The sequence below is a fragment of the Verrucomicrobium sp. genome (assembly GCA_028283855.1).
Taxonomy (GTDB): domain Bacteria; phylum Verrucomicrobiota; class Verrucomicrobiia; order Methylacidiphilales; family GAS474; genus GAS474.
On sequence record JAPWJX010000005.1, the window covers coordinates 55,496 to 71,697 of the forward strand.

Annotated in this window: 7 protein-coding genes; 3 read left to right on the top strand and 4 right to left on the bottom strand. The window is 67.7% G+C overall.

Annotation, left to right across the window (positions count from 1 at the left end; translation table 11 throughout):
• The first annotated feature begins 2 nt into the window (after nucleotides 1-2).
• The gene (locus PW734_09750; GenBank protein ID MDE1171474.1) at nucleotides 3-3,464 is read left to right on the top strand and encodes a hypothetical protein; all 3,462 of its coding nucleotides are present in this window, start codon (nucleotides 3-5) and stop codon (nucleotides 3,462-3,464) included.
• Between the two features lie 10 nt (nucleotides 3,465-3,474).
• On the opposite strand, the gene PW734_09755 is transcribed toward PW734_09750, so the two are convergent.
• Genes PW734_09755 through PW734_09770 form a run of 4 tightly spaced genes read right to left on the bottom strand, consistent with a single transcriptional unit; the run spans nucleotide 3,475 to nucleotide 12,745 of the window.
• Nucleotides 3,475-5,520, bottom strand: coding sequence for a sialate O-acetylesterase (locus PW734_09755; protein ID MDE1171475.1), 2,046 nt, complete (start codon nucleotides 5,518-5,520; stop codon nucleotides 3,475-3,477).
• A 3-nt stretch (nucleotides 5,521-5,523) separates the two neighbouring features.
• Nucleotides 5,524-7,098, bottom strand: a complete 1,575-nt coding sequence (locus PW734_09760; protein ID MDE1171476.1) for a sodium/solute symporter — start codon at nucleotides 7,096-7,098, stop codon at nucleotides 5,524-5,526.
• Nucleotides 7,095-7,568 (bottom strand): YhcH/YjgK/YiaL family protein, encoded by a 474-nt coding sequence (locus tag PW734_09765; protein ID MDE1171477.1) that lies wholly within the window; start codon nucleotides 7,566-7,568, stop codon nucleotides 7,095-7,097. The genes PW734_09760 and PW734_09765 overlap by 4 nt, the downstream gene beginning before the upstream one ends.
• 8 nt (nucleotides 7,569-7,576) lie before the next feature.
• Entirely contained in the window at nucleotides 7,577-12,745 is a 5,169-nt protein-coding gene (locus tag PW734_09770) for a discoidin domain-containing protein (GenBank protein MDE1171478.1), read from the bottom strand.
• A 163-nt stretch (nucleotides 12,746-12,908) separates the two neighbouring features.
• Here PW734_09770 and PW734_09775 point away from each other — a divergent pair, with 163 nt between their 5' ends.
• Together PW734_09775 and PW734_09780 are read left to right on the top strand one after the other, a co-directional pair.
• On the top strand, nucleotides 12,909-14,495 hold the full coding sequence (locus PW734_09775) for a hypothetical protein (protein ID MDE1171479.1): 1,587 nt from the start codon (nucleotides 12,909-12,911) through the stop codon (nucleotides 14,493-14,495).
• A gap of 4 nt (nucleotides 14,496-14,499) precedes the next feature.
• The gene (locus tag PW734_09780) at nucleotides 14,500-16,128 is read left to right on the top strand and encodes a hypothetical protein (protein ID MDE1171480.1); all 1,629 of its coding nucleotides are present in this window, start codon (nucleotides 14,500-14,502) and stop codon (nucleotides 16,126-16,128) included.
• The last annotated feature ends 74 nt before the right edge of the window (nucleotides 16,129-16,202 follow it).

The following is a 16,202-nucleotide window of genomic DNA, read 5'->3' on the forward strand; positions in this document are numbered from 1 at the left end:
CCATGAGAAGACATTCCGACCGCGGCGTCGCCCTCATCATGGTCCTGGCGGCCGTTTCCCTTTGCAGCCTCCTGGCCGTTTCCTTCCTCATGATGAGCCAGTTCGAGGCCGGTTCCGGCAGCGCCTACGCCCGCTCCGTCTCCGCGGACGAGCTGGCGCGGGGCATGGCGCAGGAGCTGGTGGCGGAGCTTGCCGATGAGGCGCGCCAATCCGGCGCCAACACCAACTCCATTCCGCTGCCCGTCCGTGTCGGCGTCACGGTGACCAACCCGCGCCTCTCCCCCGTCGTCCGTCTGAGCACCAATGTCGCCGCCGCCGCCTTTTCCGCCGCCTTTGAGGCGAACAACGTCACCAACCCCCCGACCAACTACGCCACGCCGATCTCCACCCTCCAGCCGGGCCTGGACGGCCACCGCCTCTCCCGCACGCGGTGGCAGGCCCCGCGCATCGTTCCGTCCTCCCAGGACGTGCCCATTCCCAATTGGATCGTCGTCTCCCGTTCCGGCCCCACGCAGAACACCTCCCTGGGCAGCCTTTCCGACCTTTCCCCGACCAATTGGAACGCGGCGATCGGCCGCTACGCCTTCGTGATCTACGACGTCAGCGGCCTTTTGGACGCCAACGTGGCGGGCATTGCCTCCTCCGACACCCGCACGGGTCAAAAAGGAACCGCCGCGGTGGCCAACCTGGAATCCCTGGGCCTTTCCCTGGGGGCCTTTTTCAAGTGGCGCGACAGCAATCAGCTGACCAACACCTACGGCACCGATCCCACTCCGGGCCATCCTGGCTCGCCCGGCCTGCTGGAGATGGGTTTCACCCCGCAGACCAATTATCCCAACCGCAACCAGTTCTACACCCGGGGCGACCTTGTCAGCTATGCCGCGGACACCGGCAATATTCCGGAAAACACCCTGCCGAATTTCTCCACCTTTTCCCGGGCGGCGAACGCGCCGGACATCCCGCAGGCCACCATGGGGAGCGGTTCCTGCATTCTGGCCGGGAACGACACCTCGATCACTTACTATAACCTGCAGGGGCAGCAGAAGAGCTACACCGTCAAGAAAGGGCAGCCCTGGCTCCAGCACAAGTTTCCGCTCTCCCGCCTCCGGTGGTTTGAATACGTCGATTCCACCGGCGCGCCGACGGGCAATTACGCCCAGGCCATCAAGCGGCACTTCGGCCTGAAATGGGTGGCGGACCTGGGGGCCGCCGGCGCGGCCAAGCCCGATTTCGAGGGGGTGCCGGGCTTCATCTACACCTCCCCGGACGGGGATTCCGCCGTCTCCACCATCAAAAACCTCTCCCAGGTCCCGCAGACCCGGGAGCCCGACTTCTTTGAGTGGCTCAAGACCGGCATCGACACGAACAGCCTGGGCGTCAACTTCGGAACCAACAGCCTTACCTATTCCGTCAACCAGGATTCCAGCGTCGATTTTCAACTCGTCCAGATCGGGGCCAATATCATCGACCAGGCGGGCTCCAGCGACGTGCCCACGCGCATCGCATCCGCCGCCGCCCAGGATCGGCAGGGCGGCCCGCTGGTCGCCTTCGGGGTGAAGAACATCCCTTATCTGAATGAAATCCCCATGGCCTATCACCGGCCAAAGAATGCCCCGGCGAACCTCAATTGCTATTTCCAGTTCGAGTTCTGGAATCCGCATCAGAACGCGAGCAAGGCCCTGCTCGATCACTCCGGGCATGCCATCACGCAGTTCCGCGTCCGTCTTTTGGAGGGGGCCCCCTGGCTGAACGCCTATGTGCGCATCAGCGGCAGCGATACGGCCACGACGAGCGTCACCGCCATTGCCACCGCCTCCGAGGTGAACCGCACCATCACCCCTTTCTCTATGAACGGAGGGGCCAACAACACCGCCACCTTTGACGTCACCAGCATGGATTTCAGCGAGCCGCGCGTGTTGGAGAGGGGCTCGCGGGTGAACACGGTGCCGCTGACGATTGCCACCTGTCCCCGCACCTACTCAGTGGGGCCGCCGCCGGAGAGCCCTAACTTCATCGGGCTGGTCGTGGCCTCCAACACCGCGGCGAATCCTGGAATTACGGATGGAACCCGGTTTCAGGTCAGCAAGGACACGGCGAACTTCACGGCTTTCGCGGATCCTGCCACCCCCGCCTACACCTACCCGATGGGGGAGAAGTATTTTAACGCTACGCAGCTGCTGTTCGCCAGGCCCGCCGCCGCCTCTGTCGTCAATCAGCCGGCGGGCGGCAGTCCGGCTCCCATCACGCTGGTGGTGGAAATGAACGCGGACGGACGCTGGATTCCCTTTGAAACAGCGGAGGGGATCACCTCCACGATCCTTGCTTCCATCAACTACACCGGCAGCGTGCCGAACATGTATTCGAATCCGATGAACTGGACGGAGAACATTCCCATGCAGTTCACCACCTCGGTTAGCGCCTGGAATTGGACCAACCCGGGACATGGGGGGTCGCAGTATAACCCCAAAACCACCGCGGCCATCACCGATTCCGACCGGGGACGGCTCTATTACGGATGGCAGGATGTGCGCACGCGGCAGTCTTTCATAAAGATCGACCCCCGCACCCGGCGCTGGGGGTTGCCCTCCACCCAGTTCGGCTCGCCGGGCTTGAGCATGCGGGAGACGTCCTCCGCCTTTAACGCGAAGTTCAGCTCGCTCCAGGACAATTGGGATTCGGCCTTCGTGAACAACAACGTGACCGCTCCCATCTTGGGGGTGGCCGATTTAGCCCGCAATCTATCCTCTCCCAACAACACGGTTGCCCGCACCTATTCCGTGAAAGACAAGGATGTCGTGCGTCCCGCCGACTGGGCCTATATCCCGGACGCCGATTTCCCTTCCATCCCCGGGAAGACCACGGCCCGCCCGGTCATCCTCAACCGCCCGTTCCGCTCCGTGGCGGAGCTGGGCTATGTCTTCCGCGACACGCCGTGGAAGACGATCGATTTCTTCGAGTCGCAGAGCGCCGACTTGGGGCTGCTGGACGTCTTCTGCGTGGAGGACAATTACGCTTCCCCGGGAAAGGTGAACCCGAACGCGGCCTCGCTGGCCGTCCTGCAGTCCTTGATCCAGGGATCGGCCTTGAACAGCGCGGCGTTCGCTCTGGGGGGAGGGGATGTGGATACGGGCGTCGCCCAGGCCCTGGCGGCCAGTCTGACCAACGGACCCTCCTTGCGCAGCGACCAGGACGTGGTGAAGCGCTTCCTCTCCAGCACGGAATACACCGGCGTCCAAAACAAGATCCAGCGGGAGGCCTACGCGCGAGGCCTCATCGGGCAGACCGACACGCGCACCTGGAACTTCCTGATCGACGTGATCGCCCAGGCCGGGCGCTACCCGGTCACGGCGCGGGACCTGAGCCAGTTTCTCACCACCGGGGAGCGCCGGTATTGGGTCCACGTGGCGATCGACCGGGAGACGGGCCGGGTCGTCGACCTCTCGTTCGAGCCGGTCGTCGAGTGACGCGCCCGACCTACTTCGCGTTCTTCGTGACGAGGGGGAAGTCGTCCGTGCGGAAGGGGACGGCGGGAAAACCCGCCGCGTTGTAGAGGTTTCCCTGGGGATTGTTGGCCCAGTCGTAGCGGACGGCCACGGGCTGCGGCACGGCGGCGCTGCTTAGGACCACGTTTTCCCCTTCGATCTTCGCCGCGTCCGCCCAGTGCCATTTTTTGTCGGCGCCCGCCAGGGCGAAGCCGTCCAGCTCTCCGCCGGGGCTCTGCCGGGTGACGGGGATCATCTTGGGGGAGCCGGTCCGTTCCGGATAGGAATCGGGGAGGGGGCGGGCGGCAAGCCCTTCCGCGTTTTTGAAATGAATGCGGACGGCGTTGCCCTCGACTTTCATCGAGTCGTAGACCGGCCCGGAAAAGGGCACCTGCTGCCCGTAGCTTTGGGCCAGGGCGATGGCGGCCAGCCGCAGGCCGGCGTCCTTTTTATTCCGGGGATGGATGTCGCCCGTCTCTCCCAGATCGATGAGGACGGCCTGGCCGGTGTTGGGCAAGGCCAGGGTGAGGGTCTGTGCCTCGCGCAGTTCCGCCCAGCGGCTCTCCTCCGGCTGCGCGCCGCGCGCTTGGTAGTTGGCCAGCTGGCACCAGTAGAACGGGAAGTCGCCCTCGCTCCATCGTTTGCGCCAATCGTTGATGAGGGTGGGGAAAGCGGTGCGGTAAGCGTAGGCGCGCCCGGCGTTGTTTTCCCCCTGGTACCAGATGGCCCCGCGTAGAGCCATGGGGATGAGGGGGGCGATCATGCCGTTGTAAAGGTAGGCGGGGAGCAGCTGCGGGGCGGGCGCCTTGGCCGGGGCGGCGGGCATCGGCTCGGCTCCGGCGGCCAGGGCGGGGAGCTCTTTCTCCGCCTTGGCCTCCCATTCCCCGGCCAGGGGAATGGAGTAGTCCTGGGAGCGGCAGAGGAAGGGCTGGCGCTTGTCGCCCAGGGCGGCCTCTCCGGAAGGAACGAAAATGCGGATCGCCAGCACGTTGCTCGGCTTCAGGTCGGCTTTGCGGACGACGTATTGGCGTGCATCGGAGGGGGTGGAGCCCGGTTTTTCCGGCGTCATGTCGCCGATTTTTTTCCCGTTCCAATAGACGGTCTCGAAGCCGTTGATGCCGCCCAGATTCAGGGCGAAATCGCGCTCCTCTTTCCCGGGGGGAATCTCGATGCTCCGGCGGACCCAGAAGGCGCCGTTGGCGGGCAAGCCGGTGAGGGGGCCGGGCAGGGTCACCTTCGTCCAGCCTTCGGCGGGGGCGCCGGGCGCGGCGAAGCCTTCGGCAGGAGCGGGCGTGTCCTGGCGGCCATTGGCGGCGGCCCACGCCTGGTATTTTTGGGCGAATTCCTTTTGCAGGGCGGGGAAGGCGGCGTTGGCGGCCAGAAGCTTGTGGCAGTAGGCCTTCAGCTCGGGGTCCTGGTCCAGGGCTTCCTGGCTGGTCCAGGCCTCGACCGGCGTGCCGCCTACGCTCGAGTTGACGAGGCCGACGGGCTCCTTCAGGACGCGCTGCACCTCCTTGCCGAAGTAGTAGGCGACGGCGGAGAAATTCCCCGAATCCTGCGGCCCGGCCAGAACCCAGGAGCCCTTGCAGTCGTCCTGGGGCTTGGCCACCGGGTTCCGGGCCACCTTGAAGACGCGCAGCTGCGGGTTGGCGGAGGCGGCGATCTCCTCTTGGGCGTTCTGGGTCACCTTGAGCTCCAGGTCCATGTTCGACTGGCCGGAGCAGAGCCAGACCTGGCCGACGAGGACGTCCTCCGCCGTCACCTTGTTCGCGGGGCCGGAGACGGTGAGGGTGAAGGGGCCGGGGGCGGAGTCCTTCAGGTTGAGGAGCGCCTTCCATTTTCCGTCGCTTCCGGCGGTGGCGGAGGCCTTGGCGTCTCCCAGGCTGACCTCCACGGCTTCACCCGGCGCGGCGGTGCCCCAGATGGGGACGGCTTCCGCCTTTTGGAGCACGGCGTGGTCGGAAAAGAAGGAGGGGACTTTGACCTCCGCGTGGAGGGGGAGGACGGCGAGGAGAAGCAGGAGAAGGCTCTTTTTCATAAATTATTCCAGGGGGCGGGAGGTTTGGTCCCAGACGGTGAGGTTTTCCAAAGGGCGCGGCGCGGCGGGCCGGAGCCACGCGGCGAAAAGGCCGACGGCCAATACCAGCGCATTGCCGACGATGGCGGTGTAATAGACCTCGATCGGCAGCCGCCAGGCGGCGGGGAGCGCGCCCAGGCGGCCCGCCGTGACCCAGCCGACGAAGGCGATGGAGACGGCCAGCCCGCACCAGACGGCGCCCGATCCGGCGCGGCGGGTGAACATGCCCAGGAGGAAGACCGCCGGGATGCCCGCGAAGAGGAAGGCGGTGATCTCCAGCCAGAGGTCCAGGAGGGTGACGGCCTTGGAAAGGTAGATGAGGTAGCCGCCCCCGATCATGAGTACGGAGATGAGGAAGGAAGTGGCGAAGCCGACGCGGACGTAGTGCTTGTCCGAGCGGCGCGGGGCCAGGAAGGTGCCGTAGAGGTCCCGGACCCAGACCATGCTGGCCGCGTTGATCCCGGCGCTGACCGCCGACATGGCGGAGGCGAAGGCCCCGGCCAGCACCAGCCCGGCGATGCCGCGCGGCAGGTGAGTGACGATGAAGTAGGGGACGATTTGCTCCGCCTTCCGTGCTCCGGCCAGGATTTCCGTGGGGATGGGTGCCGGATGGTGGGAGAAGTAGACGAAAAGAGTGGTCCCCAGGAGCTTGAAGGTGCCCCAGATGGGCACGCAGCCGAAGCCGAGGATGAGGACTCCCTTGCGCGCGTCGGCGGCGGAGCGGGCGGAAACCCACCGCTGGACGGTGGCCTGGTCCAGCATGCCGGTGAGGAACTGCACGAAGCCGACGAGGACGAGCATCATCACCGTCTTGTGCAGGAGGGAGAGCCCCTCCGGCAGGGGATGGAGTGTCCCGTCCGGGCCGGCGTCCCAGAAGGAGAGGCGGTGGCTTTCTATTCCCTCCCGCAGGACCTGGCCGAAGCCGCCCGGCACGTGGCCGACGGCGACGAAGACGCAGAGAAGCGCGCCCAGGAGCAGGAGGATGGTCTGGATCACGTCGGTCCAGACGACGGCGGCGTAGCCGCCCTTCACCGTGTAGAAGGCGGTGATGCCGCCGGTGAGGAGGAGGCTGACCAGGAAGTCGAGGCCCAGGATCGACTGCACCAGGACGGAGAGCAGGTAGAGGATCATGCTGATCCGGAAGAGCTGGGAGAAGAGGAAGAGGACCGCCGCGTAGGCGGAGAGGGAGGCGCCGAAGCGGGCGCGCAGGTAGCCGTAGGCGGAGGAGATGGTCCCGCGCCGGAAGAACGGGATGAAGAAGACGGCGGCGATCACCGCCACCAAGGGGAAGGCCAGGTTGGGCAGGAAGCGGATCCACGTCGTCTTGAAGGCGTCGGCGGGCGCGGCGATGAAGGTGACGGAACTGATGAGCGAGCCGATGAGGCTGATGCCCACCACCACGCCGGAGAAGGAGCGGCCTCCCAGGAAGTATTGGTCGGTCCCGGTGTTCCGCCGGGAAACATAGAGGCCGATCCCGATCATCGACGCGAAGTAGAGGAAGAGGACCGCGAGGTCCACGGGGCCGAGCTGAAGGGTCATGCCAGGAGATGGGCGGCGATTTTTACGACGACCTTGCGCATCGACTTGTGGGTGCCGTCGGCGACTTTCGGCCGGTGCGGCTCCCCGGGGGGAAAGAAGGCGAAGTGGCCGGGGAGGAGGTTGAGGGAGCCCAGGGGCCTGGCCTCGGTCTGCCAGAACTGGACTTCCTTTTCCGGATCGTAGGCGCCCAGGGGGCGGAGCGTGTCGGGCAGGATCCAGTCGATCACCTCGCCGCCGGAAAGGCAGACCTGGACGTCGGCCGTGTGGCGGTGGGACTCCCAGCGGCACTGCTCCGCGGGCAGCGTGTCGTAGCCGTGGACGTTGCCGAACATCTCCTTCCCGCGCAGCTCGACGATGCCGTCGGGATGGGCCGGGGTGACCGTCCTGGCCCAGGCGATGGCCTCCGCCAGGACGGGATGGAAGGGGGTCACCCAGCGGGCGGTGATGCCGTCGAGCGTGTCGGTGATCATGGGGGGGATTACTTCTTGGGGGTGGGGAAGGGGGCGGTGTCGGTGCGGAAGGGGGCGGCGGGAAGTCCGGCTTGGTTGACCAGGTTGGCGTCGGCAGGGTCGTCGTGCCACGCGTAGCGGACGAAGGCGGGGGAGAGGACCTCCGGGCTGGTGAGGACTGCCTCGTCCCCCTCGATCCGGGCGGCGGCGGGCTTGTAGCCGCCGTTGCTGCCCGCGATCTCGAAGCCGCCGGGCGCCGCGTCGCTCCGGCCGGAAAGGCCCTCCGCGTGGGTGAAGCGGACGCGGGCGGAGGCACCGTCCGCCTTCCAGCTTTCGAAGACGGGGCCGGAATCGGCGACGGCCTCCCCGTAGACGCGGGCGCGGGCCAGGAGGGCCAGCCGGTGGCCGACGGGCTCCTTGTCCTTCGGGTGGCGGTTCTTCGGATCGCCCACGTCGATCGTCACGGCCAGGCCGGTGGAGGGGACCTGGGCCTGCGCCTCCCGCAGATAAGGCCAGCCGACGTGGCCGGGGGTATGGTCGCCGCTCATGGCGTCGGAGATATTCGGCAGCTGGACGACGAAGAAGGGCAGGTCTTCCCGCTCCCAACGCTTACGCCAGTCGGCGATGAGGGCGGTGAGGAGGGGGGCATATTCGTCCGCGCGGTTGACGTTTTCCTCTCCCTGGTACCAGAGGACGCCGCGGATCGCGTAGGGGACGAGGCCGTTCAGCATCCCGCCGTGGAGGCCGGTGGGGGTGTGGAAGTCCCCGGGGCCGAAGGGCGGGGCGGGCTTGTGGGGCGGCACGGGCTGCGCGTCGACTTGGGCGTCGTCCGCCTTGATCTGCCAGGCGGCCAGGTCCTTCTCATAGGCTTCCTTCAGCCGGGGATAGTCGGCCATCGCCTGGGCCCAGCGGCTGCGGATGGCGGAAAACTTCGGCTCGGAGTCCAGGGCCTCGGGAGACAGCCAGGCCTCGATGGGGGAGCCGCCCTTGGAGGAATTGATGAGGCCGACGGGAACGTTCAGGGCCTTCCGCAGGTCGCGGGCGAAGTAGTAGCCCGCGGCGGTGTAGTCTCCCACGGTCTGCGGCGTGCAGGGGATCCACTTGCCCTTCACCGTGTCGAGCGGCTTTTCCGAAAGGACGTAGGCGACCTTGAACTCGCGCAGGAGGGGGTCGTTGGCGGCCGCCGCCGCTTCCTGGGCGCCGTTGGCCTGCTTGACCATGAAGGCCATGTTCGACTGGCCGGAGCAGAGCCAGACCTCGCCCGTCACCACGTCGGTGAAGCGGAGGCTTTCCGTGCCGGAGCGGATCTCCAGCTCGCCGCTCTTGCCGGTTTCCAGGGCGGGGAGGGTGGCGCGCCAGCGGCCCTCGCCGTCGGCAGCCGCCTGCGCGGTTTTCCCGTCGTAGGAGACGGCCACTTCCTGCCCCGGAGAGGCGGTGCCCCAGACGGGGACGGGGACGCCCTGCTGGAGGACGGCGTGGTCGCCGAAGAGGGAACCCGCCGTCAGCGCCGCATGGAGCGGCAGGGCGGAAAGAAGCAGAAATCCGGGGAGGAGGCTTTTCTTCATGGGATGGGGGTAAAGGTCTGCGCGGCGTTCCAGCCGTCGAGGCCCAGGGCGGCGGGCTCGCCCTTCAGATCGTCGACGGCGCAGTCGATCGTGACGGTCTTCGCCTCGCCAGGGAGGAGGGAGAGGTCGTTCTCGCTGGAGAAGGCGGGCAGCACCCGCTCGTGGGAGGCGGCGCGGCGCAGGGTGGCGCGGGCCATCAGCACGGGGCTGGCGGAGGGATTGGAGACCGTGGCCGTGACCAGGAGGCGGCCGTTTTCCTGCCGGGCGGAAACCTTCACTTCCAGCGGCACGCGCGGCAGCGCGTTGAGGGCGCGGTAATCCTCTTCCTGCGCGGCCTGCCAGTAGAAGTTGTCCGAAAGCAGGAGGCCGGAGGCGTCCCGCAGTTCCAGCTTCACCAGGCGCGCCGCGCCGGGGGCGGGCGCGGGGAGGGCGAAGGCGCGCGTGGCCGACTGGCCGGGAGCGTTCACCCGGCCTTCCTTGGAGGCCAGGAGCTTCCCGTCGACGGAGTAGGCCCTCGCCGAGGCGCGCAGGCCCTTGAGCGGGGCGGCCTGGTGGTTGATCACGCTGACGGAGGAGTCGTCCAGGTTGAGCTGGATGTGGAGCGGCTCGCACCCCTTCTGTGCGCCGAAGAGGGCGGACGTCGGCTCCAGGTCGTAGGCGTAGAGCTGCCAGACGGTGCTGGGCCACGCCGGGTGGCTCATCCAGAGGAGGACGCCGCTGGAATCGCGCCACAGGTTCTTGTTCCACGCCTCGAAGATGGCGCGGTGGCTCTCGTAATTGAGCATCTGCGCCTTGCGGCAGAAGTCCTCCAGGCTCGTCGGGCGGCCGAAGCGGCGGGCCAGCGCGTCGTAGTAGCCGCCGGCGAACATCCCCCCCTTTGCGGCAGAAGTCGTGGTAGTTCCAGGTGTCGTTGGTGGAGGGATCGCCATTGGCGGGCCAGGTTTCCGAGGCGGGCATCATCGCGCGGATGCTGTCCGCGGAGGGGACGGAGGGCAGGCCGATCTCCGTGGTGAAGCCGTGGGCGAAGCGGGAGAAGTAGAGCTGCGGCGGCACGTACCAATAGGGTCCGCGGCCGTGGACGCCGTCCCGGTCGGAGGAGCGCTGGTAGCGGCGGGTGCCGTCCTCCTCCGCGATGATGCGGGCCAGGCCGCGGTCGATGCCCGCGGGGGGCCAGCCCTCGTTCCGCGCGCACCAGAGGGCGATGGAGGGATGGTTCCGGTAGCGGCGCACGACGTCCCGCGCGTTGTCCAGGAAGAGGTCCTCGTCGTCCGGGTTGGGGCCGTCGTTCGGGTTGGCCAGCCAGAAATCGTTCCAGACCAGGATGCCGTAGCGGTCGCAGGCGCGGTAGAATTCCTCGCCGGTGCTCTGGCCCACCCAGTTGCGGATCATGGTCAGGTGGGCATCCCGGTGGAGGCGGACGAAGGCGTCGATCCGCTTGGCGGGGATCCGCTTCAGCGCCTCGTCGATGCCCCAGTTGCCGCCGCGGCAAAGGACTTTCACGCCGTTGACCAGCAGCTCCATGTCGGGGTCGTGCGGCGCGGCGGGGACGGGCTGGAAGACGGCGGCGTCGGACCCCCACGGCACGCGCAGGTGGGCCGGGCCGTAGGCCACATCGTCCCACTGCTTCCCGTCGACGGAGGTCTGCATCGTGTAGTAGGCGCCGTGGCGGTCCGGTTGGGTCCATTGGAGGACGACACGGTCGACGGGCTGCTCCGCGCCCAGGTCGACCTGGATCGAGTGCTTTCCGTGCGAGCCGGTATCGAGGGGGTTGGTCGCCGCGCTGCCCCAGCCGGTGGCGGGGTTGCCGTCGGTCACCGCGTCGCTGCCCGGCACGGTGCCGGTGGTCGGCGCGTGAAGGGCCAGGTCTTTCCGGCCGCCGGGGCCGAAGACCTCGAAGGCGCCCAGCTCCAGCCCGGCGCGGGTCCAGCCCTGCAGGTTGATGAGGCGGACGTAGCGCGCGCGGCGGGGGGAGAAGCGGGCCTCGAACCGCGCGGAGGCAGGCGAAAGGGCGGGCTCGTGGTAGGTGATCTCCCGGATGCCGAAGGGGACGTCGACGGTGTCGGTCGGCGCGCCGTCCGCCAGGAAGGAGAGGTGGAGGGTGTACAGCTCCTGCGGGCCGTAGCCGTTCGGCCACCAGAGGCGGGGCTTTTCCAGCACCAGCTGGGGGAACTTGGCGGGGTCGAACTCGACCGTCCGCGTCTCCCCGGGGGAGAGAAGGACGGGCTCGGCGAGGACGAAGGGCAGGCCCTCGACGCGGGCTTCCAGGCGGCCGCTCTGCGGCGCGGCGGAGGCGTTGCGGACCTCGGCGCGCACGGTCAGCCGGGCGGGGGCCAGCGCGGGCAGGGGGAGGTGGGAGACGACCTGCGCGTCCCCGATGCGGACTGCGCCGGTGGGCCGCAGGAAGGCGCGGTCCCACAGGCCGATGTCCCGGTCCCGGATGCCGGGGATCCAGTCCCAGCCCACCGTGCAGGAGAAGGTGGGGCCGTTGCGCGTCGTCTCCCCGCCGTTCTTACCGGCGCCGTCGACGGCGTTCTGTTCAAAGGGGAGGCCGGTCCACTTGAGCGGATCGATCCGCACCGCGATCACGTTCTCCCCGGCGTGGAGGAGCGGAGCCACGTCGAAGCGGCCCCGGCGGAACGCGCCGCGCACGTCGCCGACGCGCTGGCCGTTGAGCCAGACCTCCGCGCCGTAGTTGGCGCCGTCCAGGCCCAGGAGCACGGGGCCCTTGGCGGCCCCTTCCGGATAAAGGAAGGAGCGGCGGTACCACCACGCGTGATGGCCCAGCGCCTCGGGGATTTGCAGGTTGTTCAGGCCGTAGAGGGGATTCGGGAACCGGCCCGCGTCGACCAAGGCGCCCAGGACCGTGCCGGGAACGGTGGCAGGGTACCACGCGCCCTTGAGGGGGCCCAGACGCGGTCGGGCGGCGGAAAGGTCGGCGCCGGAGAAGCCGGGGGCGTCCTCCGCCAGGTCCCAGCGTCCGTTAAGGGAGAGGCCGCCGTCCGGTGTCTGCGCCAGAGGCGCGGCCTTTTCCGGGGTGAGGGGCGGGGGCGGGACGGTCCAGCCCTGGGGGGCCGGGCGGTTCTTGGAGAGGGGATAGCCCAGGACGCGCAGCTCGGAGACAGCCCAGCCTTCCGTGCCGGAATAGGCCGCCGCGGCGACGCGGACGTAGCGGGCGCGGGTCGCCTCCATGGGGAGCGTCTCCGCGCCGCCCTTGCCGGAATCGGTCCGGAAGGCTTCGCGCCAAGTGATGCCGTCGTCGGAAAAAGAGAGGGCGTAGGAGGTGGCGTAGCTGGAGGGGATTTCCTTGCCGGTATACCATTTGTTTTCCAGCGCGGCGGGGTGGGCCTCCGCCGGATCGGCGGCGCCGGCGGGGGAGGAGAGGGTGACGCCGGTGATCGCGCACGGGCCGCCGAGATCGACGGTCAGGGACTGCGGACCGTCTCCCGCCGCGTGCCAAAAGGTGTCCTCTTCCCCGTCGACGGCGAAGGCGGCCTGAGCGGGCAGAAAAGCCGTGCTGGAAGCCGTGGCTGGGCGATTCCAGGCGAGGTCCTCGGTCCTGCGCGGGCCGTGTTGGGCCCACCACACCAGCGCGATTATAACAGCGATCCCGATAACGACACCCGTACGTCTCATGAGAAGAAGAAAAATTAAAGGCCGCTTCGGCCTTGTCCAGGGGACGCTACCATATATTATAACGTGGTTGCGAATGAAATTAAGGCAGCTTTTGCGAATTGCCATGGCGGGCATGGCATTGCCTTGGGCGGTTCAGGCCCAGGTTCCGGCCCCACCGTGGAAAATGCTTTATAGCAACGACACCACGCATATCCCCAGCTGCGTCAGCCCGTATAATCCGACGCTCCAAAACCAGCTGGGCCGCCCCGTCGACCCGAACGCAAAGGGGACTTTCACCGAGGCGATGCTCCGCGCCTCCGTCGACGAGGCCGCCGTGCCCGGCATGGGGGCGGAGCTGCTTCAGCCCGGCACCGGCTGGGTGGCCTGGTGGCCGAGCAAGGTCTACCCCCTGAAAGACCATCTGGCCTGGTTCCAGAAACGCTATGGCAAGCTTCAGCCCTGGCCGATCCATGACTATCTCCTTTCCGGCGGCGACCTGATCGGGCCCTTCGTCGACGAGTGCCATAAGAAGCGCGTCGCCGCGTTGGTTTCCTACCGGATGAACGACGTTCACTTCCTGGAGACGGCCGATATGGAGGAGCCGCCTTACGGGGCTGTCTATGCCTTGTCGAAATTCTACGTCGACCATCCGGACTGGCGTCTGGGTCCTCCGCCCCCGCCGCCGGCCCAGCAGGGGCGCGGCCAAAACTGGCTCCTGCCGGAAGTGCGCGCGCACAAGCTGGCTTTCCTGCGGGAGATCGTGGGCCAATACGACCTCGACGGCGTGGAGCTGGACTTCATGCGTTATTGGAACTACTTCCCGCCCGAGACGCCGACGCCCCAGCGGGTGAAGGTCATGACCGGCTTCCTGCGGGAGGTCCGCGCCATGCTCAACGCCAAGCGGAAGCCGGAAGACCGCCGCCTCTGGCTCCAGGTGCGCGTACCGTCCGTGGCGGCCAATTGGGGAAAGATGGGCTTCGACCCGAAGGCCTGGAACCGCGCGGGCGTCGACGCCTTCAACCTTAGCGCCTTCTATCCCACCTCCCAGCAGGGGGACATCCCCGCCGTGCGGGCCGCCGCTCCGCGCGCCACCATCTATCTGGAGCTGACCCACACCCCGCAGGTCTGGCATCTGGTGGCCACGGCGATGGACGGCTTCGACCACCGCCGCTCCACGCCGGAGATGCTGGAGACGACGGCCCGTCTGGCCTACCTCCGCGGGGCGGACGGCGTCACGATTTTCAACTTCCCCTACTACCGGGAATTCGGCCCTGTCATCGAGCAGCGCGGGCCGTTCGACGAGCCGCCCTTTGCCGCCCTCACGCCGCTGGCCAATCGGGCCCGGCTGGAAAAGCGCCTGCCCTCCTATTTCTTCCTGGCCGTGGGGAAGGACCTCTCCTCCGGGCAGGGCAGGGAACTGCACATGGACGTGGCTCCCCCTTCGCCGAAGAGCGCGGGCGTCCTCCGTCTCCAGGTGCTCACCCAGGCGGAATCCCACGCCGGGGAGGGGGTCCCCGCGGAAAAGGCCGACCGGGGCCGGTGGATCGTCACCCTCAACGGCAAGGAGCTGAAGCCGATTTCCAATCCCGTGGGCGCCTACCCGTTCCCCACCTCCATCAAGGCGGGCTTCGGCGACGCCTCCCAATACCTCGCCTGGGAAGTGCCTCCCGGCACGGCGATAGACGGGGTCAACGACCTCTACGCCAAGCTGGAGCACGCCTCCGGCCCCCGCCATCTGCGCTGGGTGGAAATCTGGTATCCCAAAAAATAGCCTCATGCGCGCCCCCCGTCTTTTCCCCGTCGTCCTCCTCCTGGCCGCGGCCGTCGCCGCGCGGGCGGAAAAGCCCGCCTGGAAGGTCCTCTACAGCAACGACGCCACCAACCTCCTTTCCTGCCAAAGCCCCTTCCGGCCGGAGGTGCTGAAGACCTTCACCGACGCGATGATCCGCGCCTCCGTCGACGAGGCGGCCGTCCCCGGCATGGGCGCGGAGATCCTCCAGCCCGGCACCGGCTGGGTCCCGTGGTGGAACAGCAAGGTCTATCCCCTGGCCGAGCACCTGGCCTGGTTCAAGGAAAAGTACCCCGGCGCGCCCGCCTCCTACCCCATCCTCGATTTCGTGCTCCAGGGGAACGACTTCGTCGGCGCCTTCGTCGACGAGTGCCACAAGAAGGACGTCGCCGCCATCGTCTCCTTCCGCGTGAACGACATCCATTTCCAGGACATGGCCGACGCGCCGAAGCCCGGCTACGGCGCCGTCTACGCCGTCTCCAAGTTCTACGCCGACCACCTCGACTGGCGGCTGCCCGCGCCGAAGCGCCACGCCACGCAGAAGGGCCGCGGCCTCGACTGGTCCCGGCAGGAGGTGCGGGACTACAAGCTCGCCCTCATCCGGGAAATCGCCGAGCAATACGACCTCGACGGGCTGGAACTCGACTTCATGCGCTTCCCCAATTACTTCCTGCCGGAGGTGCCGGAAGCCCAGCGGACCGCGATCATGCGGGAATTCATCGGGAAGGCCCGCGCCCTCCTCAACGAGACGGAGCGGGGCGGGAAGCACCGCTGGCTCCTGGCCCGCGTCCCCGGCGAGCGCGCCGATTGGCCTGACGTCGGCTTCGATCCGGCCGTCTTCGCCCAGGCGGGCATCGAGGCCTTCACGCTGGCCAACTTCTACACCACCACCCAGCAGACGGAAGTGGCCGCGGTGCGCGCCGCCGCGCCGGGCGCCGCCGTCTACCTGGAGATGAACCACACCTCCCAGACGTGGAAGATCGCCGACCGGACGGAGGGCTTCGACTACCGGCGCTCCACCAAGGAAGCCCTGGAGAGCACCGCGCGGCTGGCCTACAAGCGCGGGGCCGACGGCGTCGCCCTCTTCAACATCGCCTACTACCGGCAATACGGCCCCCTGCTGGAGCGGCGCGGCCCCTTCGACGAGCCTCCCTTCGCGCAATTCGCCGCCTTGGCCGATCCCGTGGCGTTGGAAAAGAGCCTGCCCTACTTCTTCCGCGCCTTCGGCTCCCCCATGGAGATCGGCCGTCCGCGCGACGTGAAGATGGACATGGCGCCCCCCGCCGGCCGCCCGGGCGTCCTGCGCCTCCAGGTCCTGGCCCCGGAAGAGGCCCAGCAGGGGGAGGAGCCGGTCACCGGCACCGCGGAGATCGACCGGGGCCAATGGAAAGTCACCTTCAACGGGCAGGTGTTGGAGCCCCTGGACACCGCCTTTCCCGCCTATCCGTTTCCCACCACTTACAAGGCCGGGTTCGGCCATCCGGAGCAGTATCTGGCCTGGAAAGTCCCCGCCGACGCGGCGAAGGACGGTCCCAACACCCTCACGATCGAGGAAGTCCAAGGCCCCGGCCCTCGCCTCCTCCGCTGGATCGAGGTTTGGTTCCCCCAAGAGTAGAGAAAGCGGGCTTTCCTTTTTTTCCCAGCCGTTCCTATACTGCGAATATGCTCGAGGGTTCCGATAATGGCAAT

Bases quoted from the DNA above. Each gene is read 5' to 3' on its own strand.
- PW734_09780 (MDE1171480.1), top strand. From the start codon at position 14,500: ATGCGCGCCCCCCGTCTTTTCCCCGTCGTCCTCCTCCTGGCCGCGGCC.
- PW734_09760 (MDE1171476.1), bottom strand. From the start codon at position 7,098: ATGACCCTTCAGCTCGGCCCCGTGGACCTCGCGGTCCTCTTCCTCTAC.
- PW734_09750 (MDE1171474.1), top strand. From the start codon at position 3: ATGAGAAGACATTCCGACCGCGGCGTCGCCCTCATCATGGTCCTGGCG.
- PW734_09755 (MDE1171475.1), bottom strand. From the start codon at position 5,520: ATGAAAAAGAGCCTTCTCCTGCTTCTCCTCGCCGTCCTCCCCCTCCAC.
- PW734_09765 (MDE1171477.1), bottom strand. From the start codon at position 7,568: ATGATCACCGACACGCTCGACGGCATCACCGCCCGCTGGGTGACCCCC.
- PW734_09775 (MDE1171479.1), top strand. From the start codon at position 12,909: ATGCTTTATAGCAACGACACCACGCATATCCCCAGCTGCGTCAGCCCG.
- PW734_09770 (MDE1171478.1), bottom strand. From the start codon at position 12,745: ATGAGACGTACGGGTGTCGTTATCGGGATCGCTGTTATAATCGCGCTG.